Genomic DNA, 25,822 nt, shown 5'->3' on the forward strand with positions numbered 1-25,822 from the left:
AACAGAAAAATGCGTAAAATCAACATAGTTGAAAAGGGGATGGTGTCTATGAAACTAACTGCAAAAGATGTTATGAAGGAAGTATGCGTTTCAACCCTTGAGGTCGGTTCAGGATGGGCTACAAGCTTGGGAGCTAGCCTCATGCTGGCCTGAATACGTATTTATGAACCAAGCCAAAACGGCTTGGTTTTTTATTTGACAACTTAATTTAGTATCAATTGCATAGTACAACGGCAGTTCACTATTTCCTTTGCCTCCCCGGACGGATCACCGGGATACATCAGTTTGCTGTCACCAACTTTAAACGGTTCATCTAGCGGGACCACCTGACCATTGGCTTTACGATGGCTCTTTCGAGTACGTGTGCTAGCAGCAGAACGCCATTTCTTGCCCTTAGCGATCTCTGACTGCTTCCAGCCTTCCAGCTTGCCACCGTTGGCGGCTGCGGTGCTCATGGTACGTGATACCCGCTGCGCACGTTGCATACTAAATGGGCCATCTTCCCCGCTGGCAGCCTGCGCGCTGACTTCCTGTACAAGCAAAGCCCGCTCTGAAGGTATAGCTCCTTCCTCAATGGCTTTGCCGAAGCTGCGCAGCAACACATCCGTAGAAGCTTTGTTCATGTCGGGAACCAGCTTCTTGAGCTTCTTCGTGAAACGGCCAGCAGCCTTGTTACTGGTGCTCCAGACCTTTTCCTTGTCCAACGCGGACAGCTCTGTTTCTCCGGCCAAATGAAACAGCGGTTCAAATGCATCCTGAACAGCTTGCTCGAACAGCTCCGCGAATACATCCGTGGTATGCAAGGCAATAAGTACCTTACCCAGCTCCCCGATATCGCCCAGGGCATCCTCGCTTAGTTCTGAAATGGCATCATGAAGGGCTTGCCCCTGTAGCTCCAAAATCTCAACGATCTTGTCCTCGCCCTGCTTGTACAATTCCTCAAGTACCTTACGTTCAACATACGACAGTTCCAAGCTGTCTAAAAATTCATCGTCGTCTGCCTTGGCAATAAGTGCCCAACAGGACTCACACATGAACGCCTGCCTCCTTGTCAGCCTGTTTTAACAAGCGTTTGGCAATTGTAGCAACACGCTCTTGCAAATCGTCTGCATCGGTGTCAGGCTCCGGTTTCAGTAGCGCCGGTTGACTGGCCGCGAGTTGTGCAATCGGTGTGTCCAGATATTCCTCGGTGAACTTGGTTTCGTCGATGGTAGTTCCCAGCACGTCCTCGGCAATCGGAATCAGATCCCGCACCAGCATAATGCCCCGGTCTGCGATAAAGTCCAGCATAGCCTTACGATCCGCAGGGTCAATGATCTTCGGCCCGCGTAAAACAGCACGTACCCGGAAAATGTCCATAGCCGGGAACAGGCGTTTATTGAATATCTCTGCCATGATCCACTTGCGGTAAGGCTCAAAAACTTGTTCTTCTGCAAAGCGTAGAGCTGCATCGGCGGTCGCCCGGTTGTAATCTGAGCTTTGGCCGACTAGGATCGGCGGCAGACGGAAAGCAGACAGGATATCGGCTTTCTTTTCTTTACCATACTCCAAAAAAAGTGCATCCTGTTGAAGCAAGTCATTAAGCTTCTCAAGTTTAATCGCTGTTTTTTCAATCTTTTCATCATTGGGACCGCCCGTTTCTTCCCCTATGGCTTCGAGATACAAAATCCCGCCTTGAGAATCGGAACCCTTCACCTTTTTAAGCAGCTCCATAGATTGTTTTGTCAGGCGGCCATTCGTAACGGTCAGCAACATAGAGAGCATACGACCATTGGAGAAGTAGGAAACGTTCAGTTCCTCGGCTTCACGGCTGCCGACCACGCCAGGCGCATTACCAAACCAGCGCGGCTCCCCATAAGGGCCGTCATGACCGATACGAAGCGGGATGATCTGATTTTCCTCCTTACCTTCCACTGCCTCCGTACCAAATAAGCGAAACCATACGACAGAAGTATTGCGCTTCATAGCATAGCGTCGGGCGTAAATCTCCTGCGAAAATTCTTCTACTTGTTTTGTAGAGCTGATCCGCCGTTTGCGCTTGATAGTCGCCTTGGTACTTTCCTTCGTACAGCGGACATATTTCGGGTTCATTCGGAAAATGGTCGGGAACTCCGAACCCACAGGCCAAGCTACCTCCACATGAGCCATCCCCGTACTTTCCAAATCCTCAATCAACTGGCTGATGATTTCGTCCGGCGTATTCTCTAGATTGCAGGTTTCAAGGAACTTCTCAGCCTTGTTCCATTCGTCCAGTGCAGTTTCATCGCTCTCGCCCGGCAAATACTCCAAGGCGATACCATAACCCGCAATGTTGCGCTTATACGCCTCAATGCACTGTGGAATGATATTGCTGTTCTTCACTAGCAACTTGCAGGAAGCAGGATCATTCCCGAGTGCGAAGGGTAACAGACCGTGAGCATCGTATAGATCGTCAAATAAATCCGGCAATTGAGCGCTGGATGGAATATGACGGTCATCTGCTTTGCTGATCTGAAACCATTGTGCATTTCCTTCACTCATCTATATCCACCCCACTCCCTCGTTGTAATCATCACGGGATTCAGCCCGTTTTTGTTTTTTCTTCGCGTACCATTCGAACCATCTACCAGCCACTTGTCGCACCTGCAGCGCAATGGAATACGCCAGGATTCTGTCATCATGGCACCCGCTGTCTGCCTCAGCTCTGCCGTTCTTGTCTATTAACGTCATGCACTCGCTGTACAGTTCGGGGCAGTAGATATCATAGAGCTGGTCCCGAATCGCTTCCTTGAAGTCACTTATCATGACTGGTCGGGTCGCCTGGTTGGTATTCCAGCCTAAACTCTTCTTGTGCATGAACAACAACGGATAGTGGCAAGTATTGAATAACGTATTCAGGACGGATTCCCCAGTGTTGTTGTTCTCCACGGCCAATAGTGCCGTATTGTAATACAAACCAAGCGTGTTCAGCTTTTTACCATACAAGTCGGTGTCCCATTTGCCATGCAGAGCTGCGCACATTTCCCCTGTGCGCTCCTCAATTACGTAAGCAGCATCATAGTCGCCATCTTCCTTACCCTTAGCAGTATCAGCCGCTAGAATGTACCGTTTACCTTGTTCTGGCTGTCGATACATAACCAGCTCGCCAGCATGCGTCGTGATAATCCTGTTTTTAACAAAATCAATCTCGTAGTGATTGCCGATGATACTGATTCCATCCCGTAATTGCTTGATAAATTTGTTGTCAAAGATACCCTCACCGGACAGTAAGAAAGCATCGTCTGGCTCAGAAGGATACTCCTGGTCAAACTGCCGCGGATCGCCACCGCAATCGTTCCGAATGGTATACCGCCGCCACTGCAATTGTTCGTCGTCCAGACCATATTTTGATTTCAGCTCTCGTTCCTCTTCCGTCAGTTCAAAACCTGGAGGCACCGGCTTTCGATAATCAGGCATTTCAAACCACGCAAAAAAGAGCGGAGTAAAATCACTCTCGCCCTTAACGGCTGCATCCCACATTTTTTTGAACTCTTCCATGCCGTTGGCGGTAGATTCGATCACGCCCAAACTACCGGGTTCCTTGGACAGAGCTGCCAGCAGGGACAGTAGATGCTTCTTTTTCTTCTTGGCTGGCCAGAACGCCACTTCTGAAGCATGCAGGTAGTGGATGGTGTCCGAACGGGCAAGCACCCGACTTTCTGCCGTCTGCACGGTGATCTTCGACTTCAACCCCGGATTCTTACGGTGGTCCACCGTCCGAATTGTTGGATTCTCGAAGGTGAGTTTCTTGGCATTGTTCTTCCGGCTCATTGGCTTGATGATTGCCGGTACTTTCTCATAATAAAACTGAAACATATCATAAAGATTACTGGAGGCATCAGAAGACTGAGCAACAATAAAGGCGTTCTTGGCCTCTTGCAACGACGTGAAATAATAGATCAGCGCTTCCGTGACGGTGGAAAAACCCATCTGCCGCGCTTTAAGAATGATAATCCGAACAGGCTTTCCGGCTTCGATCTGACTAAATACCACACGGACGAATTTCCGTTGGGCATCATTGAGCGTCAGCGGCATAATACGGCCGACCTTCGTCTTGATCTTGAGCATACGCCAGCAGAACTGTTCGAAATCGGCTAGAATCCTCTTTAACTCGTCTAACTTTTCAGGCCTATCTCTTAGTCGCCGTTTGGCTCGTTTTCGATGCTCCTTAGCAAGAGTAATTACCATTCGTCGTCATCTTCCTCATCGTCGTCATCGCCTTCATCCCCTTCCGTGCCACCGTATCCCTGCGCCTTGAATCTATCTAGTTCCAAACGATCACTGGCGAGTTTCAGCCTTGCTCGTTCATGCTCAATTGCTGCAATTTGAGCGAGAACACGAATTTTTTTGTCACGCACCTTGTTGAGATGATCTTCCTGCTTGAGAATCTTGTCCAGTTTGGAAGCAACAACGGTGGTAATCTCCGTGACCTTCATGCCCTCGGTTTGAACAGACAAATTAATCTGCTTGCCTGTTTTCTGGCTGGTGTAAGGAACTTTATCCTTGCGTTGGTACAATTCCTCTTTGATCTTCTTTTCTTCATCGGTCAGGCCAGACTCAAGTTGCTTGATGCGATGCATAATTTTCCGTTCTTGGAGAATCAGTGTCTTCAAAGTAGTTTCCAACTGATCAAGGGGCTTAACCTCAATAGAATCAAAAAGCGCCTGCTCTTGCTCATCTAGCGTGTCCAGAAAGATGGTTTCGTACAGCCCATGTTTTAATGCCTTCTTGTTACGAAACGGTCCACCCGGCCCACCGCTATTCCCTTTGGCGTTTTGGTTACCTGGGGGAGCACCGCCACGATTACCGACAGCGTTTTTGTTCCCTTTGGGCGCTCCTCGTTTGGTAACGTTACTTTTGGATTCATTGGTAACGTTACTATTCAGATCGTCTACCCATTTGTCCTGTGACTTCCATTTCCGGACCTGAGTCTCTCCAACAGAAAGAGCGGCGGCGATGTCTTTTAGCTTCATCGCTCCATCGCTCTCCAGCCACATCTGTTTTGCCTTGTTCCGTTCAGGACTCCGTTCTCTTGCCATGCTACACAATCACCACCCCCAAGAAAAAAGACGAGCCTTTATAGCTCGTCCTAATCTAAACACTTATCTTAGCCACCAAATATCTCAATATCATTTATGACTGGAACACCATTACATTTAATTAGGAGCATTTCATATTGCCCCCATACAATATCTATATCAACAGGTTGAGGATGGAAAGGATCGTTTGAAGTGATTTGGGTTACAACTTTCCCGACTGAAATTAACTGACCATCACTTAACCTTTCTTTTGCAAATACTTCAAAGGTAGCTACAGTTGGTACTATACCAAAGCCTGTTCGTAACCTTAATAAAGATACCCACTCACCAGGGGAAAATATAATCTTAAAATTACCAGTAACAGCTCCACTATACCAGTATGTTTCAATAAGTTTGTCTGTTGCTAACCCAGGTGGATGACTTGTTGTTGAACGGTCAGCTTCTACGTTAACATTATCCGGTAATGGTTTATAAAGGGTTTCTTCAATCGTATTCGGATAGTCATCCGATCTTCTTAATTCTTCAGTTAAACTAGACATTGAAATTTCTCCTTTTCGTTTAAATTCTGAGTTTACTTGACGGCGAAGTTATTATTGTCCATCCATAAAAAATGATGCATGTAAAATAACTACTCCTCCTTTTGAAGCTTAATATCCAATTCAATTAACCGGTCCAGATCCTGCACCGTCTGCATTTTTATATTTCCAGCCTGCAGGTCTTTGACCCACTGGGCGATTCCTGCTTTGACAATCTTCCGGTATTTCGCCTTGCTTTCAAGGATACCTTCTATGATTTCAATCTCGCGTTGTAATGCTGTGTTGTATTGTTCGTCTGCTGTTCCCATTGTCGTATCCCTCGGCTTTCCTATATACTGGAATGCGAGACAGCGGATGTTCGCAAAATGCCACGCGTGGCGGGCCGCTGTCTCAGCCGGGGGATACCCTGGGTGAATGGGGGGACGTTAGCGCGTCCTCCTTTTTCCTATGCTTCGGGTTCAGCATGCAACAGGACTGGCTCAATACCAGCGCTCTCCATGAACCGTTTTTTGATCACATCGCAGAAGATCGGATCTAGTTCCAATGTTCGGCATGTCCGGTCCATCTGCTCACAGGTCATAAGCGTGGAGCCACTGCCGCCGAAGAAATCAACGATCTCGTCACCGCGCTGGCTGCTATTTTTGATTGGGATGGCTAACAAGTCAAGAGGCTTCTGAGTGGGATGAACGTACTTGTTCACATCGCCCCTCGAAACCTCCCATACTGTCTCGGGGAGCGGGTCCTCAACAGGCAGGCCAGCCTTCCATACTGTTGTCTGTGTCCGATCACCGTACCAAGCAGGAGATTTGCCCTTCATATGAGCATAAAAGACAGGCTCATGTTTGAAACGGTACTGTGCCCAGCCGAAGGTGGCAGCATTCTTCACCCAGATGCATTGTGTCCGGACGACGATGCCGGCTGCGTTCATCGCATCCTCGAACTCCCGCTGATAGGACGAAGGATGGAATACATATATAGCTGCAGTCGGCTGCATTACCACTGCATAGTTGGAAAAAACGGCAAACAAAAAGCCCGCGAAGTCCTCAGCGGGCATGTTGTCGTTCATTATGCTGCTACGGCCATCAGCGGCCAGACGCTCTGAGACACTCTCAACGGCCACATTATAAGGTGGATCAGTAACGACCAGCGCTGCTTTGGCTCCATCCATTAAAAGTGCAACATCATCAGGCTTGGTCGCATCTCCACACACCAAGCGGTGCCGGCCTAGTTGCCACACATCCCCGCGCCTGGTCTCCGGCTCCTTGATTTCATCTAGAGCACGCTGGACGTCAAAGTCATCATCGGTAACCGGAAGGTCCAAATCTTCATCATGTGGCACAGCAAACTCTGCGGCCAGATCCTCGAACTCTTCCAAATCGAAGCCGGACAGGGCCAGATTAGCCCCACTCACCTGCAGATCATCAAGCAATCGATAAAGGGCTTCATCATCCCAACTCCCGCCGACCTTATTAAGCGCTAGGTTGAGAAGCTTTTCCTGCTGGTCGTCCAGGTCGACAACACTTACAGTCAGCTCCGTATGACCCAGCTCATTAACCATGATCTTATGGCGTTGATGGCCTCCAACCATGTTCCCGGTGCGTTCGTTCCAGACAATGGGCTCCACATAACCAAAGGATTCAATGCTGGCTTTCAGCTTTTCATACTCTGGATCACCAGGCTGAAGGTCAGCCCGTGGGTTATATGTTGCTGCGTTAATTTGCTCGATTGGTAGGACTCTGATTTCCACGATTCATACCCCCTATTTTTTCCTGCCTCAGAAACTTTTGACTATCAATGTCGTAAATACATATAACCTCGAAAGAGGGGGGAAAGGAGTGTGGTCTTCATGTCCACATTTTTGAGCTCCCCTTGTTCCGGAGTCTAGAGTAATCTCTAGTTGTCATGAGCTATAAGGGGGTAAAGCTTCCAGCAGGATCACATCTGCTTAAGTCATGACCAGTCATAAGAAATTAGAAAGGCACTAATGCTTTGGACAACTTGCACTTGGTAGCAAGTAACTTGCGTGAAACGATGTAGCCGTCACGTTAACACCAATGCGCCATAGATCCAAGCCCAAAGCTGCAAGACTGCTTCGGTAAATAAGTGTGAGATAAAACCCGGGAGACATGCCTAGTCCCCGGGTTTTATTTTTTTTATATGTTGCCATCTATTTGAGTTGAGTTGGTTTCTAACTTTTGGTGTCTTGCAAATACCGTCTCAGGCCAACGGAATCGGCCCGCTCTGCCTTTCTGGACACTCCTGCCTGTAAACGGACACTCTGAATCTCAACCTCTTAAATAGCCTCACAGAAGGCCGTTTTTGGCATGAAAAAAGCACCCGAAGGTGCCTACTTTTCAAACAGCGGTCCTAAATAATAACCTGTTGTACATGATGATGTACAACTCCAGCCATCTGGGTTCGGAATGTTCTGAATAACCTCAGAACCACACTTATGGCATGCGAACGTATCCTTTGATATTTGGCGGAGTCTCAACAGCGTGGCGGAATTGTTGTGGTGAAAGGTAAATTGTTTGTCCATACTACAACCCCGGTATCACATCTTTTAAAAATTTCGCTGCATTAATCACTTTAGAAGTGGCTGAATTATCAGAAAGATATTTAAGACCCGCCATAGTTATGCGTGGAGAATTTCCATTGATGATTATGTCTCCTTGCGGGCCTCTTTTTATCGAAATTCCTGTCATAAGGTCCTCGTCGAGCATAATTTCTAGAATTGCAATTCTCTTTGCTTCGCTGATACCCAATACATCGCTAGATAACTCCCGCAGATCAAAGCTCCCTTCATCCATCGCTTCTTCAAGTCGATTGAGAATAGTAAAAATTATATCCGTTGCTTTTTTTGACAAACGATCTCAACTCCCTTCGACATCATATTTCGACGATTAGGAAGGTTTTTCCTTCTGGCATACCGGCCTGCTGCAAAACTGCTTTGTACCGGTCCAATTTCCCCATACACAACCTTTGCATTTCTTCGGCTGTTTTGGTGGGCCTTTCATGCATAGCAAAATTCCTTTCTTCAGCTTCTTCTTCAAACCAAAAATCCTTTCAAGGCAATAAAAAAAAGCCACCCAAATGAGTGACTTGTATCTGCCTATGTATTTACAGCACCAAATGAACTGAGGCGCTTATTTAAAACCCGAAAAAATAAACAGCGCTAGAGCCTATTCCCGCAAGCGGGATGCAAAACGCTACGCTGTTGCATAAAAGCATCTGTACTTAGTAACTAGAGAGGAAGAACAAGACCATTTTACTGATCGCTCAGAAAATGGTCAATCAATAAACTCACTCGTTACAGTTATCAACTAACTGATTATCTACGAAACTCTACTTTTTTCACAGTTTATGAACTTTCATGCTTCAGGTTAATTTTAACGCCGAATCCTCCACTTAGTAGATGAGGAGAAGGAAGAATTCCTGAAAAGGAAGTCATATCCCCAATATTAATTGTTATGGGTTCCTCAATATCTTTATTTAGAATAACAGCACGAAACTCTTTTTGATAAGAAAGTGAATGATCTTTCTTAAAATAAACAGACAGATCATTATTCATTAATTCCGGTAGATGTGCATTCTTGTTAGTTGAATAATTTATATAATCAATTTTGCCTGTTGCACAACATAACTCCATTTGATCCAAAGTTCTTTCCAAAGCCTCTATAAATCTAGCAGCTTCTATTACTAGAGCATGATCTCCAAACTCAGAAAGCATTTCCTTCTGTTGCTCAGCATCAAAGGATAACACAGCTTCTACTTCATTCTCATCTTCCTTAATTACTTCGAAATCCTCAGCAGCGACCCACATAATACAGAAAACGGGTTTTGTAAGAACCTCATCCATCCGTAAACTTGTTTTGGCAGAATCAAATGTAAAAGCAAGCTCATGTGTATCATGGTGAAAAAATTTAAGTGATACATTTGTCAACATCAAAGATGCTTCTGACTTATCACCCATTCCCTTTTTGTTATTCTTTTTTTCCATTTGTATAAAGTAGTCTAAATTATTTAAATATAAGTTTCCTTTTTGCAACGATTCCAAGTGCTCTTTCTGCCCAAATTTAATAAATAACATCGGTTTTCTGTTATTCATTTGCTAATCCCTCCCTTTTCTGTTTATATCGACAGAAAAGGGAAGTTGATTAGCTACTTTAATAGACACGCTGCGGAATTGAACCGCGCAAGGGTTCTGACCAGACTGTTCATGTTTCCGCTGGTTAACTGGTGCCTTGCCGCCTGCGCGTGCCATGTGATTAGGAAGAGAGCAACAAAAAAGGACCGGAACATTCGCCAGCCCATCGTCTGTTCCCTTCATTTCCACGCTATCAATATATCATGAGAAAACCTTCATGTGGCGCTCATATTACAGGCAACTTACAGTTACTTTTTATTCAATATATCTAGCAGGATAAAACAATGTGAGAATAGAAGTGATTCAATAATTTACTTTAACTTAATTCATCCACGGAAGGACGCTTCTTATGACAAAGGTAAGGCACCACTTCGTTCCAGTATTTCATCTTTCTTTATTCACCCAGGATGGAACCAGGGAAAGTCCATTATGGGTCTTTGACCAGACCACGGGAAAACAGCGTGAGGCTGTCCCAGAAAGTGTTGGATATGAAAAAAAACTTTACAACGTGAATTTACCTAATACACAGCCCGACGTAATGGAAGACATATTTAAGGTAATCGAGGATGCTGCCGCACCTATCATTAAAAAAATCTGTAAGAACCACAGAATTCCTGAAAACGATGAGGATTATAACTGGTTAATCAATTACATAGCATTGTTATCCCAAAGAACGCCAGCGAGGATGAATCACTCCATCATGCCGCTAGAAGAGATATCTCATCTTTATGCACAAATGATTGTCGCATCACCCGAGCATTATGAGAGCATCAAACAAAGCATGAAAAATGCGGGGGAAGAAGTCAATGAAAACGTATCGTATGAAGAACTAAAAGAATTTGTTTCCGGAAATAAATATAATATTTCTTTTGACAACAATACACGTGTCAAACTTTTACTTAATGCAGTAGATGCTATCCTTCATCCTCTTGGTGCAAGAAATTGGACTGTAGCCTATTCCTCGCCAGAGGTCGGTGATTTCATCTGTTCAGATAATCCAGTTAGCCTCCATTGGACTATACAAAAAGATCGAGGAATCTGGTCTTCACCCGGTCACGGCCTTTTAAACACAGAAGTTAGCGTTCCTTTAAGTAGTCGGATTACCCTATTAGGTCGCTTTGAAGAAATGCCGCCTTTTTACAACGTCTCATCGAAAGAAAATTTAGCTATTTTAAATAGTTACACTGGTTTGCACTCTGACCGATTTGTTTTTTCTAAACAGAATGATTTTCTTTGGTATAAACAAGACAACACGGTTGGAAATGTAACTGATTTTAAAAAGTTAATTTTTCAAAAGAGAAATCATGCTGATAGTTCATCTGATTATAAAGATTAATTATTCTGGTATAAGAAAAAAAGAAGCAGCGGATTGAACAGCTACTGCTTCTTTTTTTTTTGTATGAAAATTTACTATTTAATCAAAATTCCGTATCATCCTGTTCAAAATAACCCATGAGTTTTAAGGTGTTTGCCATACTCTCAGTACCCTCACCAAGTTTACGTCGGATAGTGCTATCACTGAGACTGCGACGGAAGAAAAGCAGTGTCTCTTTATAGGTATAGCCCTGAATATATCGGTATTCTATCGCTTTGCGAGCGTCATCATCCTTAATAAGACCGTGCGCCCGACGAAGCTGCCTCGTATAAAAATCATACCTGCTGTAGACCCAACGCTGCTTTTCGATCAGAATCGTGGCGTTGACTGTCTTGTCTGCATGCAAATCAGTCTGATCGATGCGGCGAGCTGCTTCGCCATCAATACCTACTTGCTGAAGGTCCTGCTCAAACTGCTCAAAGTCTTTCATAAGTGCAACCATATCTGTATATTTTTCGAGCAGGAACTTTGTTCGCTGGATCTCCTGTTTAGTTGCTTTTGCGAAGAGCTCCCCTTGCTCCCACACCATTGCCATTCCCCTCATTCCCCTTTGTCATATGATATAATGTCAAGAGGAATGATTTACTATTAGTGACCCCCGCGAGCCCGGCCAAGGAATGCGGGGGTTGTTTGTATTACTCCGGGATGATGTCCGAACAGAACTCTTGCCATTCTGCTTCACAATCCTCCATGCTCCACCCTGCCACAAGATCGGCAGGGTATCCGTAATCCTTTAATAATTGACGATAGTCCTTCCTCATAGTGTGCTGCTCCTTTCGTAGCTCTTTGGTGCGTACTTGCTTGTTATCGTGTCCTTCATATCCAATTTCATGAGCTCGTGAATCACGCGAGTTTTCGGAATGCCTACCTGTCGGGCAATCTGCGACCGGGAAACACCTTGATTGTCCAGATCAATGATTGTCTGACGCACCTCGTCCGGCAACGGTTGGTAGAACCCCTCGATTAATGTATCAGGCCCTCTCTTTATTTCATTTTTAGAGCTAGGCTGCTTCGCTTCTTTTATAGAACCTCCGGTACGATATTGATGTTTAATCATGCCGTTGCCTCCCAATTCCATAGGCGCTGCATCCCTTTTGCTGGGATTGGCTCTGCAAGGGCCTGCACGTTCGCCAACTCCCAAGCGTATCTACCATCGCTATAATCCCCAAAATAATACTCATTTTTACGAGCACCAGCCCACAATCTAAATTTCCCATTTTCAGCTTTAAGGCCGATAATACCGCTGTTGTGCATATATTCTACTTTGTAGCACTCAGACAAATGGGACGAAGCCACAATCGCACCCGTAGGCAGGTCAGTCAGCGAAATAATTCCGTGTTTGAGCAGCACATCATTAATGGTACGAGACAAGCACGCCTCACGGTCAATCTTCTGCCCGGCATGAATAGCCAGTGGTCCACGATATTTGGTTGCCCATCCACGTGTCTCGAATTTCTTTTCCCCTAAGGCGATCAACGTTGCCCAAGGCTGCATGATGGTTATGGCTTTCATATTTTTAATATGCTTCATTTCTTATCGTTCCTTTCGTAGTGCATGAACATTAAATTTGAATCTTAAATTAAGTAGCAAAGTAACAATTATTGAATAACTTGATTAATGAATTTACTCATCCATTAGGAGGGCTATAAATGAACAAAGATCAACTATTAACCAAATGGGCAAAAGAAAATTGGAGCAAAAAAGAATTTCGTCAAGCTGGCGGTAGGTTTTTACCTAACATTGGCCAAATTGTTACAGCTAATGTGGATGGTCTGCTTTGGAATGAAAGAATCTTCATTCATAGTACAGTTACTCTTTTGAACGGTGAAGAATATGTTACATTTGCCTATGTGGGATTTGACAGCGGTAATCCTAGGATACAAGTAGCACGAGATGTAAATGCAGAGAAAATTGTAATTATTAGTTCCCTTACTTCTTAATACATTCCCCTCTCCCAATACCCCTGTTGGGAGAGGAGTTTTTTCCATCAGCACACGTTTATTTCCATTATTTTTTCCACAACAATACACGCTCCTTTAAATGTTTAATCAGCCTGTCTTACAGAATTTTATAGCCTCCGAAACTAACCGCTGTGCATAGTCCACATCAGGCGGCTCCTGATAGAGAACTGCTTGAATGTCTTGTAAATGAAGGAACATACGCTCCGCCATCCCGGCCTGCTGGCGGTCCGCAACTTCCGGGTCATATCCAAGCAGCCGAAGGGATTCGTCCAGCTCCACACGCATATCCATTAGCCGCGCTACCGCAGCGTTAACGTTCGCCAAGGTTCACACCTCCAAAGGGGCCGAAGTCCCTATATATTCAAACTCATTTGCCCAACCCATCCCGCTGCAATCGGGTTGATCCAAAGGACTTCAGTCCGGATCCGTCCGGCTTCTGCCTTGACTACCTTTGTCTCTTTCCGCCATCCGCCCAATGATTTTTCATATAGGGGATGCTCGTACCCGCTCAATAGAACAGGCCCGGGATGCTTGATCAATGCGTTCAGCAGCACGATATGATCCTCATCGTTCATTTCAACTTTGTACATTCGCTTGCTACGAGTAGAAAGGAGATAAGGCGGATCAGCATAAACAAGGACTTCGGGACGTTTGTAACGCTCCAGCAGCTTAACGGCAGGCTGACACTCGATTTGAACATTCCTCAGCCTGTCAGTAACCTGCATGATCTTGTCCGGTAACAGTTGCCAATCCCGAGCAGGATGCGGCGCGTTCAAATCTATGATGTGGCGCCATCCGGTCCGGTCACTGGTCTTTCCTCCTCGTGCCATCCAACAGCGAACTAAAAAGCGTCTTGCACGTTCAACGTTACTACCTTCGTTTTCATAACCTTTGTAATACTCATCTCTAGCGTATGGAGTCCAATGAATAAGTCTGGCCAGTTCTTTCGGCTGGTCCCGAATAATCTGAAAAAGATTGGACACTTCCCCATCCAGGTCATTCACCGTTTCAAGTGAAGACCTTCCTTTATTGAAAAGCACAGCTCCGCTTCCGAAAAACGGCTCCAGGTACGTTGTGTGCGGTGGCATATTACTGATAATCCAATCAGCCATGCTCCATTTGCTGCCAGGGTAATGTAAGATTCTTGGAATCTTCACAAATCTACCTCCTATCAATATTCCAAAGATTTCTTGTTTGTCACTTCTTGTCGGAAGGAATCGAATACTAGGACAGCCAATATAATAAGGATCAAATAAAAAAGTGAGTGAAGTGTCCTATGGTTGAACCAATAAATTTAGAAATATCAAGACGCTTATCTATGTGGAGCGCACTTCTAGAAGTATCAGATCCGGATAATGTACTTCCCCAGGTTCTTCGTCAATTTAACTTTTTCTCTGGTCAGGCAGGTATTTATCGAGATGCAAACAAAACCAGGAAATATACAGATGACGGAACGGGCATTGCGGTGTCCCTTTTACATACAGGTAGGCATTATGACGATGACCTATCAGAAAATGAAATCATTTACCACTATCCCGAAACTTCTCGTATAGGCGTTACAGATCAAAATGAAATACAGTCTGCAAAGAATGCTGCAATGCTTGGTGTACCAATCTTCGTTATTACCGTTATGGGTTCAAAGAGAAAAGTCCAATTAGGAAAAATTGTCTCATGGGATGATCAAACCAAAACCTTCCTGGTTCTTTTCAATCCTCAAGACCTTTTTGAAGCTGTCATAGACAGAAATATAGATAATAAACCTTTTGTTGCAATCAATATTAAAACTGATGCCAAGACGGTCCTTGTCAAAAGCAGACCGGGGCAACCCAGTTTCAAATTTCATGTTTTCAAACGCTACGGCCCATGCTGCGCAGTCTGTGATACAAAAGTGCCTGAATTACTTGAAGCTGCTCATATCATCCCAAAGAAAAACAATGGTTCAGACGACCCTAGAAACGGGCTCGTTCTATGTGGTAATCATCATCTCGCATTTGATTCCGGGTTATTTATGATCAATCCGGACACACGCGAAATTATTACAGGTGGTAAGTATCCAGTAATGGCCCTAGGATTGATTCATCTAAATTTGAACCATCTAGACAACCAACCACACGTTGAAGCTCTTAAATGGCGCTGGTCTGAATGGGACAATTAATGTAGTTGATTCACTTAATTCCCCTTAAAATAAACGAGGTGATAGAATGGATTTCAAAAAAATGGGACGTGTATTAAGAATCATAGTCTCAATTCTGTATATCTTTTTAGTTATCGGAATCGTTGGACTTATTGGACTCATGATCTACTTTGCTTTTATTGATGAGCAAGTGGTTACGAACACCGTGATTATGAATAGAATAACTCTTCTTCTCGCGGGACTATCATTACCCGGTCTAGTCATCCAACTGGTTTCTTTGCTTACTATCAATGAAAAGAAAACTTTTGCATTGACTACTAAATGCCCTCATTGCAGGCATTTAGTTGAACTAAAAATGAAAGAGGATTAAGATCGTACTTTCCATTTTATAAATGCAGGTGGCCACCGTAGCCCGTGAGGGTAGGGGCCACGTTGCTTTATTAAAGGAACGGCTTACGCTGCTCCCCCGTTTCTCATTTGCTTGGCAACCATCTTCTTGTAAGCCGTCCATTTGGTAGTGATCTGGCCGCTGGTCAAGCCGATGCTTTTAGCAAGCTGCATCCATGTCTTTCCCTCTTCACGACGCTGTTGAAGCAATGTAGGGAAATCAACAGGGATATCCTCAAAGGTAGGACGGGCTTTCAAAATGTATTCCTCCAGCTCATCCTTATCGACTACCGGTTCAGGATCTGTGTCAGTAGCAGGATTCTGATCATCCTCTGGCTTGTTGCTATCATCAGGTTTATTTTCTCCAGACTGCTCAGACGAATCTGTAGTGGCTTCATCTTGGTTTTTCTGTTGGTCATCTGGCTGACCTTCTACTAACTGATCAGCTTTCGGCGGTACTGTATTGACTTCGCCCTTGCGCCATTCATCCCACTTGGCGGCCATCGGCGCGACCCGCTTCCGGTATTCATCCACCATAACCACAAACACGCCCACACCCATACCAACATCAGCAGCTATCTTTAGATAGGTATCTCCGTCGGCCAAGCGCTCCGTAATTTCCAAAAAGTCATACTGCATATCGTCAAATCGTGGTGCCAGGCCGCTGAGTATAAAGTCCTGAATAACTTCAAGGTCAATTTGCTCTGGATCAGCTTTAACCTCCACTTTCTCAAGTGGAAGCCCTAGGTCCATAGAAAGTTGCTCCCCTTCTGGCTTCGCTACAGATACCACACCACCATCATCCACGGTGTATTTCGTGATTGGCTTGCCCGTTCTGGCATTCTTCAAAACTTTGTACGTGACAATCTGTGAATCCAGACCTCCGATAACTTTAAGCTCCAACATGCTTTGAAGCGTATTATATTGACCGTCCAGTTCAGAAGCTGGGATACTGATTGTAATTTCCGTTTCTTCCGATGACTTGAGATTGATCTTTTTAACCGTACCTTTGAAATTTATATAGCTCATCTTTAAGCCACTCCCTTAATGAAATTTTGATGATAGGCCCAGCAAAGTGCGATAGCGTCTGAAGGATCAAAAAGACGTTCCCTTATGTCCCCGATTTTGTACTTGCCCCGTGGATCGTTTTTCTTGTACAGGACAGGAATGGCGATCTCGTCATAGTCGAGGTCGAACAACATCTGCATTTCCATGGCGACTGTCTCTTTATCCGCATTCCCTTTACCAGTCTGAATTTTGAGCTCCGAAGGACGGATGCCCACAATCGGCTTGTCCAAATGAAGGGCAGCCAAGGAAACAGAAGTATACGCCCCGACAAGTGCTAGTACACTGTTGGCATTTTTAAAGTGAACTGGACGCTCCAGTACAATCAATTCCGGTTCTTCCTGCTCAATCAGTCGGAATGCGTCCTGATAGATGGCGTCCAAAACACTAGGCATTGTAATTGACGAATAGTCCCTTAATCCAAAGTCTATCGGCTTACCATTTCGCATTGTGGCCCAACCAGCAAAATTCGTGCCGTGGTCAATCCCCATAATCTTCAAAGCTGCTTCCCCCTCTTTTTACGCCTACGTGACTGCTTGACCAGCAACATACTGTGTTCAAGGACAAATACCTCGCCTATCACTCTGCCGCCTCGGTCACGTACAGTTTGCTTTAATTGATTTTGATACAGCGGGTCTTTTATCTGACGTCGCATGACTTGTCACTTCCTGCGATGGGCCAGTTACCAAGTATCAGACGAAACTCAGCCAGCCCCTCGGTCAACTCGCTCTGCTCAATGTCCCGCAGCTCCTCGAGTAATTCCCTCTCGTCAGGAACTTGTCCAGTGCAGACAAAACGATGTTTCATGTACTCGTAGACGCTCCACCGCGTCCAACATGACGGCTGCATTACGCACCTCGCCGGATAGTACGTTTTTTTATCCCGGACTTGCTGATAAGAACCATCTCCAAGTCCGTATCTAGTACCACCAACCATGTGCTAGGCTTGAGTTTCCATGCCTTCATTTCCTCTTTCTGTCGGCGTGTCGGCCGCGATGGCCGTGTCTGTTTCCCCATGTCCGTTCCTCCCCTACGCGATTTGTTGTGTCTCTTTCTCAAATTTGAGTTTCACTACTCCAGTAGGACCATTGCGTTGTTTTGCGAGGTTGATTTCCAAAATACCTGGGTCCGGTGTGTCAGGGTTGTAGTATTCGTCCCTGTATAGCAGAAGGATATCATCAGCAACTGCGCTGATTGCCGCGCTACCTGACAAGTCCGAAACGAACGGCCTTTTATTCTGTCGGCTCTCCACATCCTGCTTGACCTGAGATAAACCGATCAATGCACAATCACAGTCCTTTGCAGCTTTCCGAAGCTTCTGGCATACACGATGCAATCCAGAACCGCTGTTGTCGTTGCGTTCAGCAGGCTCAACCACTTCTTGCAAGTAATCTACGATGACCAAATCAAGTCCTTCTTGCCGCTTCAATCGACGCATTTCGGAACAAATGTACTCCGCAGTCACCCCGCGACTATCGTCAATATGAATTTTTCGTAAAAATTCCATCTGCGTAGAAATACGCTCAATCTGTTCTGGCTTCAGGTGGCCTGAACGTATCGCCTGCAAGGGAATGCTGCATAGGTTAGCGATCATCCGGTTGTAGATTTGTGCTTTGGACATTTCTAAGCTAAAGTCCGCAACCTTATGTCCCCGCTGGGTAGCCCGCATCTTGATTTCATTTGCCACGGCAGATTTACCCATACTGGTCCGAGCTCCAATGACGATTAGGTTCGTCCGTTGAAATCCCAGCGTCAGCCTATCCAATGCTGACCAGCCTGTCATAATGCCAAGAGCTCTGGCAGGGTCCTGTGTTTTAAGCACTAAGTCCTCATACCACTGGATGATGTCGTCCACCGTGGTATCTTCCCGCAAAGCTTTCGGCCGGATATCCAGTGAGCGCTGTTCAAATTCATCCAGTAATTCTTCAAACCCTCCTGATGACAAATCCAAAAATTTATTGCGGTATTCACCAACCAAATCCAGTGCTTTACGACGAGCATCGGTTTCAATGAGCTTTCTGATATTCTGCTCCAGCATCGAAACCGTGACGGCTGAGCTGGCTAATTTAGACAGGTAGGAAACTCCACCCACCTTTTCAAGATGCTTTTCAAACACCGTCACCAATATAGTCATGGATAGTTCCTGTTCAGTCCGGTGTAGTTCTTGTATCATTTTCAGCAGATTGCGATGCCAAGGTTGTGTAAATAAGCTTGGTTCTAGTGTTACGGCGACTTCGTCTACAAGGGAAGGGTCTCGAAAAAAGGAACCTAATATTTCAGCTTCAAGTAACTCCGTATTCAGCAAGTCGTTGCTCATCTGCCTTTCGCATCAAAATCGTAATCGGGTCGTTTTCTTGAATTTCTGCTTCCGCCGGTGAAGCCCGATCCATTCGGCGTTCTACTTCAGGCCCCCCGCGTTTACGGTATCCTTCCAGCGTACCCCGTACATAAGCTAAGCTTTTTTTATTCTGCCGGACTGCTTCGCGCATAGCTTTTAGTAGCCACTCTCCACCGTAATCGTCAAACAAGGCACCAAGGTCCTCGGTTTCAAATTGGGTAACCTTCCCTGCATCCGTAAAGTTGTTTTCGTAAGCACGGTAGATATACCCAAAGGAATAGTCTGAAGGAAGACGACCACCGCCTCCGTTCTCTGAATCTAATTCATGTACAGTATCTAAAGATGTAGTAGTGTTTTTTTTAATAATTGCTTTAAAGATTGTTTTAGAGAGCCGAAATCCCTTGGTATGACAAGAGAAATCACGCTTCACAGTTACCTTTTTAGTAACTGGCGAGTTACCTTTTTGGTAACTGAACAGTTGCCTTTTGTGTAACTGAGTTACCTTTTTAGTAACTCGAATCGGTTGCTTTTTTGGTAACTCAGTTACTTTTTTAGTAACTGGTTTGCCGAGATTTGGGGTATGGGTTTCAATGTTAATTTTGATTAAATCGTTCATCATTTTGGGGTCATATCGCTCCACCACATCTACAGCCCACATATCATAATGTTTGTTGATCTGAAACACATTCATATGCTCGTCCCAAAACAGCACATGATTTTCAACCAGCTTTTTTAGTTCCTTTTTGATATGTTCCTTACGAACACCACATAACTCAAAATGTTTAAGCATAGGGATTTTAGCCGATGGCTTCCCGCATCCCCAGCTCAGCGTGAGGACAAAATCAATAATATCCCGCTGCCGCTGAGTAAACTTCCGCCGGATCAGCTCTCGATGTATTTCATGTGATATGCGTATATGTGCGTCCGTAGGCTGAGGATTTACATTGGAGTCCACCGGCTTCACCACCTAATCTCTTGCGATTTATATAAATAACGTTCGCTTCTCCATGCTGCCCAGAATCATTCAGAAGTTCTGCTCCCTATCATCCCGGAGAAATATATAGGGATACTTCGCACGAACTACTGTCCAGCCTGGATACCCCCGCGCAAAGTATTCTCGCACCTCGCGCTTAAAGGCTACAGGATCGGACTCTTTAATCCGCCAAATGTGTTCACCGATCATGCTGCGTAACAGCGGCTTGCCAGTAATCTCATCTATAGAACTCATTCAAATTCCATTTCGTCCTGACCTGATCCATCAGCAGGCTGTTGGGAATCAGTGTTATTTGGCTGAGTCGCAGCACCTGACTGAGGTGTTTCATTGCCTTCAGGTTCAGTTGGCATATCAAAAACAAAAGGTTCATCGTTTGGAGTGATATCCTTACGCACCGTTTCATCCTGAGTAACCGCAGAAGCAATCTCTACACTGATAGGAAGCCACTTCCACCCGGAACGTACAACTGTCTTCTTGCACATTTCGGTATAGTCAGTCACCCAAGGCCCTTTACTGGATGCCTTGGAACGCTTCTTATGCTCCTCAATCTCGCTGATCGGCATGTAATGGATAAAATGACCGCCGTCATTAAACTTGGCAACCATATAAGCTCCGATGATTTTGCCTGACTCCTTCGGTTGTTCTTCTTTGCGCAAAAACCAAGGAACGTGCTGCAGTTTTTCCTCCAGCCCATAGGTCAGCTCAATGAAATCATTTTCATAGACTTCGTGGGCGGCAATAGACTTGATGTTTCCAGACCGTCGTGCTAGATCAATCATTCCCTTGTAGCCGATGATGAATGTGGCTTCTGTACCGTATGGGATGATGTAGCAATGACCGATCAGGCCTGGTTCCAGACCAAGCTGTGCCGCTTGCATGACCGCCCCCATGAGAGACGGCATAGAGCATTCCAGTAGCTTCGGATTCGTGCGGATCGTCGTCAGGGCAATACGGCTGAGCCGATCAATGCTCATATGCTTTGGCATAGCCTCCGCAATCTGATACTTCATTTTGTCCATATAAGCGGCAATGGTCTGAGAAGGTGTAGGCGCATCGTTTTTTGCCCCAGCCGCCTTATTTTGAAGCTTTTTTTCAAGGGTTGCTCCGTTACTGCGTTGTCCTGCCATAATAGCCTCCTTACTTCACCAAGAACCGTCGGGATGACGTAGTGTTTGCGTATTTTCCAAAGATGTGTGGCTGTTCTTGCTTCAAGCGTTTAGTGTCTAGGCGCGTTGTTTGACTGGACTTCCAAGTCACCAAAGGTTCTCCGTTATACGTAGCAACCTCATTTTCGCCGATAGCTGCCTTCAGCTCATTTTCAAATCGTTTGACCTGTTCTTCAGCCACTTTCGCATCTTCTTTCGCAGCAATAAGCTTGTCCACCAGCAATGCCTGATCTTTGTCCAGCGTGATTTCTGTCGCTGGCCGAGAAGCAGGATACAACCGATTCAGCAGCTCAGTTGAAGCAGCGCTACCGTCTACCATCGGCGGAACCCGTGGAATTACATGCTTGTTCCAAAACTCGTCCTCAATTTGAATAAGGGATTCAATGATACCTTCGTTTCGCTCAACCAGCTTGTACTGAAATTTTTGACCGCCGATCAGAACGGCAAAATACCCGTAATCCACACCAAGTACGGCCATGTAATGTTGGAGTTGAATGGCGTATTCGTCAGGAACCTGATCGTCGGCCCATTCGCTCAGCTTATAGGCGCTGGCCGTTTTACATTCCAGGATGCCAAGTCCTCGACCGCCCTTGTCTAAAATCAGGCGGTCAACGTTACCCAACATAAATTTATGTGTAGGATGCTGATACATCTTATTGCTGCGTTGCACACGTAAACCTGTTTGATTCATAAACTCACGGGCGACTAAATCTTCTAATTGGTTACCCCAGTAAGCTGCTTCGCCTGGTTCGTCTGGTACAATCTGATCGGTTTTCTCCAGAAATACACCAACGGGTGATTTATACCGATTCAACCCGGCCACCGCAGATGCATCCGAACCACCGATACCACGCTTACGCAGTCTCAACCATTCGTCACGTTCAATGCCTTTTGTATTAGCAGCTACATTCATAGCCATATACATATCGCTCCCTCTTGTTAGGAACGGCCACCCATGATAAGATGACCGTATTCACATATTTAGTTTTCAAAAGATCAGTGATAGCCCGTTGCCGCGGGCTATTTTTTTATAATGAAAAAGCTAACTCGTTTCGGTACAACTTCGGTATTCGCTATCTTGAGGCCAGTATCAATGATGCCTTTGAACTGCTCTGTGACTTCTCGTTGTCCCACTGTCTTGATTTTCAGCGCAGTATAAAGCCCCACATTTAACGCGATAGCTTCTAAAAACTCAGTAGCATCCACAGATTCGTCGGTGCTAATTTTCGCAAAAAACTCCACCACTTTTTTATGAGTTGCGTTCATGCCGATTCTCCTTCCATGATTTCATCATGTTCTACAATCTGCTGATACTCGACGATCACTGGTGCATTCTCGATGCTGACAATGAGCTCATCATTTTCATCTAAAACATGGAATTCAGAATGGACATTATTTTCATATTCCGTACCGACTTGCTTAATCTCAATGACTTCGCTGCCATTTAGCTCCGTTCCAATTTCAAAAATCCTTGTTGGATTAGAGACAACGGTCAAACGTTGAATAACTTGCACAAAGTTTCCTCCTTCCGTATGTAATTTCAAGCAGACTGGATTCGAACCAGCAGTCAGGCGCGCTCCGTCGTTTTCCGCCTGATATTCTCACCATCGCGTGTACACGTACCATCGTGTCGCTGCTTTGTGTGATGCGTCAGCCGCATCTTCCGACGCCGAACGGGAGTAGGTTATGTTACCGTCCGACGCCGGAAGACAAGGCCGACATGGCCTGTCCGTTGCCAGCTTGTCCTATATCACTGGCGACATATTTCCGAAAAACTCCAACCGTTCTTCTGCTGGCAGAAGATTTAGGCTCAGCAAGGCGTTATTCCATTGAAAGTAGGCTTCGTCCCGCTCCTGTAGTAGCTCCTGAAATTCAGATGAAAAAGCTGAACCGCCCGCATGTAGAAAAGCTTCTATTGCATCCGTGTTGGCCTGCGTTCCTGCCTTCTTATCAAGAAAGTTTTGAATGAGGCGTTCCTTTAACTGCTGCATCACGCACCCTCACCCTTGCTTTCTCTCGCAGAAGGAGATAGAATAAGCAACACAAGAGACTTTAATCGAGTTCTCAAACCAAGCGTTCGGCCCGCCAGCCGAGCGTTTTTCTTTTGTTCTTGAAAAGATAAGTGAAGATTCATCATGAACGCTGCTTGAGCAATACTTTTTTGTCGGTGACTCTCAGAAACGATTTCCGGATTTTGCAGCATCATGTTTAAATTGTGCTCTGCGTTTGCTGCGACAAATTTGGCTTCATCCTCTAATCTCTCGATTTCCATTTACATTCCCTCATTTCATATATTTTTTAGCCTTCAAGTCAGCGCGATGTTCTTTCCATGTCGCAAGCCAACTAAAGGAGTATTCCTTACATAGCACCGCCGCAAAGTGGGTAAGGGCCGTAATAGCTTCAACCGTCTCCATTAGCAGACGCTTCATATTTTGGCGTTCGGATTCTGTGAGCTGGTCAGCAGTTTTGCTAATTGGGACCTCAGCAGACAGAACAAGAACTTCCCTCATTTCTTCAATCGTCTTGAACAGTACACTTGCCCTATGTAGATCTACATTGTCCAGCCAGGGCGCAAAGGCACCGCCTGTAACTTCCCCGGCTGCTGCAATGTAAAGCTGACCGTCATCATAATGCTCCGCCGCTTGTTGCATGAGCTCTTTCGATGGTTTGCGGGAGCCTTTGATGATCTTTCCAATTAATGAAGCATCCACGTGAGCAGCTCGCCCCGCTGCGTTACGCGTTTCCCCCCGTCGTTTCAAAACCTCCTGAAGATTGGGACCAAACTGTCCAATTGACATGTTTTTTTCCTCTCCTTTGTCCGATTGACACGTTTATTACGGACAGAGGGCTGATGTAGTATTAGGTTGTAAGTTCTTCCCCCCGTATCTCCTCAACCCGCTGGAGCCGGTACAGCCCGGCGGGTTTCTTCCTATTCATATGGACCCTGATTTGTTCTCTCTTAGCCATTCCAAGGGTTCCGGCCAGAGGACTCGTTTGCCGCGAGCACCACCAATGTTATATATAGGAAAGCCTGGCTCCTCAACCATGTCATAAGCCGCCTGCTTCCGAATTTTCATTCGTCTTGCCATTTCAGGAACCGTGATAATCTCGCCAGAATGCCGATTCAATTACTGCACCTCCTTTCCGTATCAACAGACTTCTATAGAACGAATCCAGTAAAAACGCATAACTAAGTTCCTCCTACGACGCTTTAGTTCTTGAGTTTAAAAGCGTTTTGAGTTCTTTAATGTATTTCTTTCGCAAGCTGGCAACGCGTATGTGTGTTTTTTTCCAAGCTTCATTACTCATCTTCTCTGGTTTCATCTAACCCACTTCCTTTGCAGCAATACTATTTAGATGATCTAAAATTTCATGTGGTATTTTTTCGTAGTATGCTGAAGCTTTTAGTTCAATTGGATTAACTCCTAGTACAGTAGCCAATGCATCATTGAGCTTATCTGAAGCTGGTGAAGTTTTTCCGTTTTGCAACTTACTGAGATAATGTTTAGTGAGCACATTTCCGGTGATATCGCCAACTAAAGAGCATATTTTATCTAACTTTAAACCGTTTTTTTTAATGGCATTAGCCAGCAACTCAGAATACTTTTGCATTGTCACATCACCTCCAAACAGAATGTGATTTTTTTAAATCAACTTTATGTGATTTATATTATCACATTGATTTTATTTGTCAACAATAAGTGATAAAAAAATATCAAACATGTATATGTTGATACTTTTTTGTCAACTATGAGATAATTGAACCTAATCGCGAAGGAGTTGTTATATAGATGAAATACTCTGATTTATTAAAGGAGTATATTAAAAAATCCAGGCTTACATTAGAGGAGATATGCAGTCGATTAGAAAAAGAAGGATTATCAATGAGTCGTGAACATCTCAGTCGTTTGCAAAACGGAAAAACTCCACCTACCTCAGACGAACTTAACCGTGCTATTGCTAAAGTAACCGGAGGAGATGCTGAAGAATTAATCATGGCAGCTTATATAGAAAAAGCACCTGATTTTGTAAAACAAAAGATTCAGGTGGGAGAGGATATAACCCAATTTTTAAATGCTGCTTTGGGGCATGTTAAAATGCCATTAAATGGGGATGATCCGTCAGAAACATTCGAGTGGAAGGATTTGTTCGCTGTCATTAACATGGAGGAAAGACTGGAGTTGTTGAAAATTGTTTTACTTGATGGAAAGGAACATAGCAGAGAAAGTGATAATGGAGATCAACAAGACAAAAGAAACTATAACAACGCAAACGAAACTATTCGTTTGTTAGAAGAGGAAGCCCAAAAAATGGGCTTATCTCCTTCAGACCCTGAGTTTATTGAAATGATTAAAGACAGTATGGAGATCATTCGGGTTGCACGCGGAAAGAATAAGAATTAAATCCGGTTTCAACCTTTCTATATGTTGTGGCTCTACTCTCTCATCATTTTTAGATCTGTCTGTACTACTCATGATGGTCACTTCCAATCTTTCGTTCAATATCTGGATTAATTTCATGTTTTGCACAGTATAATTGTATACGTTAGTACTCAACCTATTGTTTCAAGAATCTAGGAGACTTCGTTTTTTTGCACTATTGACAATTACATTATATATCCCCATCCCTTACATGAAAAAAAGGATTTTTAGGAAATCATTCG

General features: G+C 44.9%; 36 protein-coding genes. 5 read left to right on the forward strand and 31 right to left on the reverse strand.

The window, feature by feature from the left end; translation table 11 throughout:
- Positions 1-203: 203 nt before the first annotated feature.
- The 9 genes from ACUYLD_RS11815 to ACUYLD_RS11855 all read right to left on the reverse strand — a co-directional run bounded on the left by ACUYLD_RS11815 (position 204) and on the right by ACUYLD_RS11855 (position 9,701).
- On the reverse strand, positions 204-1,034 hold the full coding sequence (locus ACUYLD_RS11815; protein ID WP_446675098.1) for a phage minor head protein: 831 nt from the start codon (positions 1,032-1,034) through the stop codon (positions 204-206).
- On the reverse strand, positions 1,027-2,520 hold the full coding sequence (locus tag ACUYLD_RS11820; RefSeq protein WP_446675099.1) for a phage portal protein: 1,494 nt from the start codon (positions 2,518-2,520) through the stop codon (positions 1,027-1,029). The genes ACUYLD_RS11815 and ACUYLD_RS11820 overlap by 8 nt, the downstream gene beginning before the upstream one ends.
- Positions 2,521-4,011 (reverse strand): DNA packaging protein, encoded by a 1,491-nt coding sequence (locus tag ACUYLD_RS11825; protein ID WP_446675100.1) that lies wholly within the window; start codon positions 4,009-4,011, stop codon positions 2,521-2,523.
- A 188-nt stretch (positions 4,012-4,199) separates the two neighbouring features.
- The gene (locus ACUYLD_RS11830) at positions 4,200-5,057 is read right to left on the reverse strand and encodes a phage terminase small subunit-related protein (protein ID WP_446675101.1); all 858 of its coding nucleotides are present in this window, start codon (positions 5,055-5,057) and stop codon (positions 4,200-4,202) included.
- Positions 5,058-5,125: 68 nt separating this feature from the next.
- Positions 5,126-5,596: a hypothetical protein gene (locus ACUYLD_RS11835; RefSeq protein WP_446675102.1), complete on the reverse strand. Its 471-nt coding sequence runs from the start codon at positions 5,594-5,596 to the stop codon at positions 5,126-5,128.
- Positions 5,597-5,685: 89 nt separating this feature from the next.
- Positions 5,686-5,901, reverse strand: coding sequence for a hypothetical protein (locus ACUYLD_RS11840; RefSeq protein WP_446675103.1), 216 nt, complete (start codon positions 5,899-5,901; stop codon positions 5,686-5,688).
- A 137-nt stretch (positions 5,902-6,038) separates the two neighbouring features.
- Positions 6,039-7,340 carry a site-specific DNA-methyltransferase gene (locus ACUYLD_RS11845; RefSeq protein WP_446675104.1) on the reverse strand — a complete coding sequence of 434 codons (1,302 nt, stop codon included), beginning with the start codon at positions 7,338-7,340 and terminating at the stop codon, positions 6,039-6,041.
- 793 nt (positions 7,341-8,133) lie between these two features.
- The gene (locus ACUYLD_RS11850; protein ID WP_441227699.1) at positions 8,134-8,460 is read right to left on the reverse strand and encodes a YjcQ family protein; all 327 of its coding nucleotides are present in this window, start codon (positions 8,458-8,460) and stop codon (positions 8,134-8,136) included.
- A 494-nt stretch (positions 8,461-8,954) separates the two neighbouring features.
- Positions 8,955-9,701, reverse strand: a complete 747-nt coding sequence (locus ACUYLD_RS11855) for a hypothetical protein (protein WP_068941120.1) — start codon at positions 9,699-9,701, stop codon at positions 8,955-8,957.
- A 388-nt stretch (positions 9,702-10,089) separates the two neighbouring features.
- On the opposite strand from ACUYLD_RS11855, the gene ACUYLD_RS11860 reads away from it, so the two are divergent.
- Entirely contained in the window at positions 10,090-11,076 is a 987-nt protein-coding gene (locus ACUYLD_RS11860) for a DUF4238 domain-containing protein (protein WP_446675105.1), read from the forward strand.
- A gap of 82 nt (positions 11,077-11,158) precedes the next feature.
- Here the strand turns inward: ACUYLD_RS11860 and ACUYLD_RS11865 are convergent, their stop codons facing one another.
- The 4 genes from ACUYLD_RS11865 to ACUYLD_RS11880 all read right to left on the reverse strand — a co-directional run bounded on the left by ACUYLD_RS11865 (position 11,159) and on the right by ACUYLD_RS11880 (position 12,645).
- Entirely contained in the window at positions 11,159-11,650 is a 492-nt protein-coding gene (locus ACUYLD_RS11865) for a hypothetical protein (RefSeq protein WP_446675106.1), read from the reverse strand.
- A gap of 100 nt (positions 11,651-11,750) precedes the next feature.
- Entirely contained in the window at positions 11,751-11,876 is a 126-nt protein-coding gene (locus ACUYLD_RS11870) for a hypothetical protein (protein WP_446675107.1), read from the reverse strand.
- Complete coding sequence (locus ACUYLD_RS11875; RefSeq protein ID WP_446675108.1) at positions 11,873-12,172, reverse strand: hypothetical protein; 300 nt, start codon at positions 12,170-12,172, stop codon at positions 11,873-11,875. Before ACUYLD_RS11875 ends, ACUYLD_RS11870 begins: the two co-directional genes overlap by 4 nt.
- The gene (locus tag ACUYLD_RS11880; RefSeq protein WP_446675109.1) at positions 12,169-12,645 is read right to left on the reverse strand and encodes an ASCH domain-containing protein; all 477 of its coding nucleotides are present in this window, start codon (positions 12,643-12,645) and stop codon (positions 12,169-12,171) included. Before ACUYLD_RS11880 ends, ACUYLD_RS11875 begins: the two co-directional genes overlap by 4 nt.
- Before the next feature lie 119 nt (positions 12,646-12,764).
- On the opposite strand from ACUYLD_RS11880, the gene ACUYLD_RS11885 reads away from it, so the two are divergent.
- The gene (locus ACUYLD_RS11885) at positions 12,765-13,055 is read left to right on the forward strand and encodes a hypothetical protein (RefSeq protein WP_446675110.1); all 291 of its coding nucleotides are present in this window, start codon (positions 12,765-12,767) and stop codon (positions 13,053-13,055) included.
- A 108-nt stretch (positions 13,056-13,163) separates the two neighbouring features.
- Here ACUYLD_RS11885 and ACUYLD_RS11890 read toward each other — a convergent pair whose 3' ends face one another.
- On the reverse strand, positions 13,164-13,400 hold the full coding sequence (locus ACUYLD_RS11890; RefSeq protein ID WP_446675111.1) for a hypothetical protein: 237 nt from the start codon (positions 13,398-13,400) through the stop codon (positions 13,164-13,166).
- A 29-nt stretch (positions 13,401-13,429) separates the two neighbouring features.
- Positions 13,430-14,233: a DNA adenine methylase gene (locus tag ACUYLD_RS11895; RefSeq protein WP_446675112.1), complete on the reverse strand. Its 804-nt coding sequence runs from the start codon at positions 14,231-14,233 to the stop codon at positions 13,430-13,432.
- Positions 14,234-14,352: 119 nt separating this feature from the next.
- On the opposite strand from ACUYLD_RS11895, the gene ACUYLD_RS11900 reads away from it, so the two are divergent.
- Complete coding sequence (locus tag ACUYLD_RS11900; RefSeq protein WP_446675113.1) at positions 14,353-15,231, forward strand: HNH endonuclease; 879 nt, start codon at positions 14,353-14,355, stop codon at positions 15,229-15,231.
- Positions 15,232-15,277: 46 nt separating this feature from the next.
- The gene (locus ACUYLD_RS11905) at positions 15,278-15,580 is read left to right on the forward strand and encodes a hypothetical protein (RefSeq protein ID WP_446675114.1); all 303 of its coding nucleotides are present in this window, start codon (positions 15,278-15,280) and stop codon (positions 15,578-15,580) included.
- An 83-nt stretch (positions 15,581-15,663) separates the two neighbouring features.
- Here ACUYLD_RS11905 and ACUYLD_RS11910 read toward each other — a convergent pair whose 3' ends face one another.
- From ACUYLD_RS11910 to ACUYLD_RS11985, 16 genes are all read right to left on the reverse strand, one after another.
- Positions 15,664-16,626, reverse strand: a complete 963-nt coding sequence (locus ACUYLD_RS11910) for a hypothetical protein (RefSeq protein ID WP_446675115.1) — start codon at positions 16,624-16,626, stop codon at positions 15,664-15,666.
- A gap of 2 nt (positions 16,627-16,628) precedes the next feature.
- Positions 16,629-17,153: a crossover junction endodeoxyribonuclease RuvC gene (locus ACUYLD_RS11915; protein WP_446675190.1), complete on the reverse strand. Its 525-nt coding sequence runs from the start codon at positions 17,151-17,153 to the stop codon at positions 16,629-16,631.
- A 148-nt stretch (positions 17,154-17,301) separates the two neighbouring features.
- Positions 17,302-17,469, reverse strand: a complete 168-nt coding sequence (locus tag ACUYLD_RS11920; protein WP_446675116.1) for a hypothetical protein — start codon at positions 17,467-17,469, stop codon at positions 17,302-17,304.
- A gap of 41 nt (positions 17,470-17,510) precedes the next feature.
- Positions 17,511-17,678: a DUF6906 family protein gene (locus ACUYLD_RS11925; protein ID WP_254350772.1), complete on the reverse strand. Its 168-nt coding sequence runs from the start codon at positions 17,676-17,678 to the stop codon at positions 17,511-17,513.
- A 13-nt stretch (positions 17,679-17,691) separates the two neighbouring features.
- The gene (locus ACUYLD_RS11930; protein WP_446675117.1) at positions 17,692-18,978 is read right to left on the reverse strand and encodes a replicative DNA helicase; all 1,287 of its coding nucleotides are present in this window, start codon (positions 18,976-18,978) and stop codon (positions 17,692-17,694) included.
- On the reverse strand, positions 18,944-19,954 hold the full coding sequence (locus ACUYLD_RS11935; RefSeq protein ID WP_446675118.1) for a replication protein: 1,011 nt from the start codon (positions 19,952-19,954) through the stop codon (positions 18,944-18,946). Before ACUYLD_RS11935 ends, ACUYLD_RS11930 begins: the two co-directional genes overlap by 35 nt.
- 69 nt (positions 19,955-20,023) lie before the next feature.
- Positions 20,024-20,227 carry a hypothetical protein gene (locus ACUYLD_RS11940; protein ID WP_081396600.1) on the reverse strand — a complete coding sequence of 68 codons (204 nt, stop codon included), beginning with the start codon at positions 20,225-20,227 and terminating at the stop codon, positions 20,024-20,026.
- Positions 20,224-21,120 (reverse strand): recombination protein RecT, encoded by an 897-nt coding sequence (gene recT / locus ACUYLD_RS11945; protein ID WP_446675119.1) that lies wholly within the window; start codon positions 21,118-21,120, stop codon positions 20,224-20,226. Before recT ends, ACUYLD_RS11940 begins: the two co-directional genes overlap by 4 nt.
- A 10-nt stretch (positions 21,121-21,130) precedes the next feature.
- Positions 21,131-22,078, reverse strand: coding sequence for a YqaJ viral recombinase family nuclease (locus ACUYLD_RS11950; RefSeq protein ID WP_446675120.1), 948 nt, complete (start codon positions 22,076-22,078; stop codon positions 21,131-21,133).
- A gap of 101 nt (positions 22,079-22,179) precedes the next feature.
- Positions 22,180-22,425 carry a hypothetical protein gene (locus ACUYLD_RS11955; RefSeq protein ID WP_446675121.1) on the reverse strand — a complete coding sequence of 82 codons (246 nt, stop codon included), beginning with the start codon at positions 22,423-22,425 and terminating at the stop codon, positions 22,180-22,182.
- Entirely contained in the window at positions 22,422-22,673 is a 252-nt protein-coding gene (locus ACUYLD_RS11960; RefSeq protein WP_014599866.1) for a hypothetical protein, read from the reverse strand. The genes ACUYLD_RS11955 and ACUYLD_RS11960 overlap by 4 nt, the downstream gene beginning before the upstream one ends.
- Positions 22,674-22,904: 231 nt before the next feature.
- Positions 22,905-23,153: a hypothetical protein gene (locus ACUYLD_RS11965; protein WP_446675122.1), complete on the reverse strand. Its 249-nt coding sequence runs from the start codon at positions 23,151-23,153 to the stop codon at positions 22,905-22,907.
- Complete coding sequence (locus ACUYLD_RS11970; protein WP_446675123.1) at positions 23,150-23,431, reverse strand: hypothetical protein; 282 nt, start codon at positions 23,429-23,431, stop codon at positions 23,150-23,152. Before ACUYLD_RS11970 ends, ACUYLD_RS11965 begins: the two co-directional genes overlap by 4 nt.
- A 10-nt stretch (positions 23,432-23,441) precedes the next feature.
- Complete coding sequence (locus ACUYLD_RS11975; protein ID WP_254350766.1) at positions 23,442-23,957, reverse strand: helix-turn-helix domain-containing protein; 516 nt, start codon at positions 23,955-23,957, stop codon at positions 23,442-23,444.
- A 135-nt stretch (positions 23,958-24,092) separates the two neighbouring features.
- Complete coding sequence (locus ACUYLD_RS11980) at positions 24,093-24,287, reverse strand: hypothetical protein (RefSeq protein ID WP_064796763.1); 195 nt, start codon at positions 24,285-24,287, stop codon at positions 24,093-24,095.
- A gap of 196 nt (positions 24,288-24,483) precedes the next feature.
- A complete protein-coding gene (locus ACUYLD_RS11985; protein ID WP_446675124.1) occupies positions 24,484-24,771 on the reverse strand; it encodes a helix-turn-helix domain-containing protein in 288 nt (95 codons plus the stop codon).
- 179 nt (positions 24,772-24,950) lie between these two features.
- Between ACUYLD_RS11985 and ACUYLD_RS11990 the strand changes: the two genes are divergently transcribed.
- On the forward strand, positions 24,951-25,562 hold the full coding sequence (locus ACUYLD_RS11990) for a helix-turn-helix domain-containing protein (protein WP_193217079.1): 612 nt from the start codon (positions 24,951-24,953) through the stop codon (positions 25,560-25,562).
- Positions 25,563-25,822 lie beyond the last annotated feature (260 nt).

It is taken from the genome of Paenibacillus sp. SER-28, from assembly GCF_052906305.1.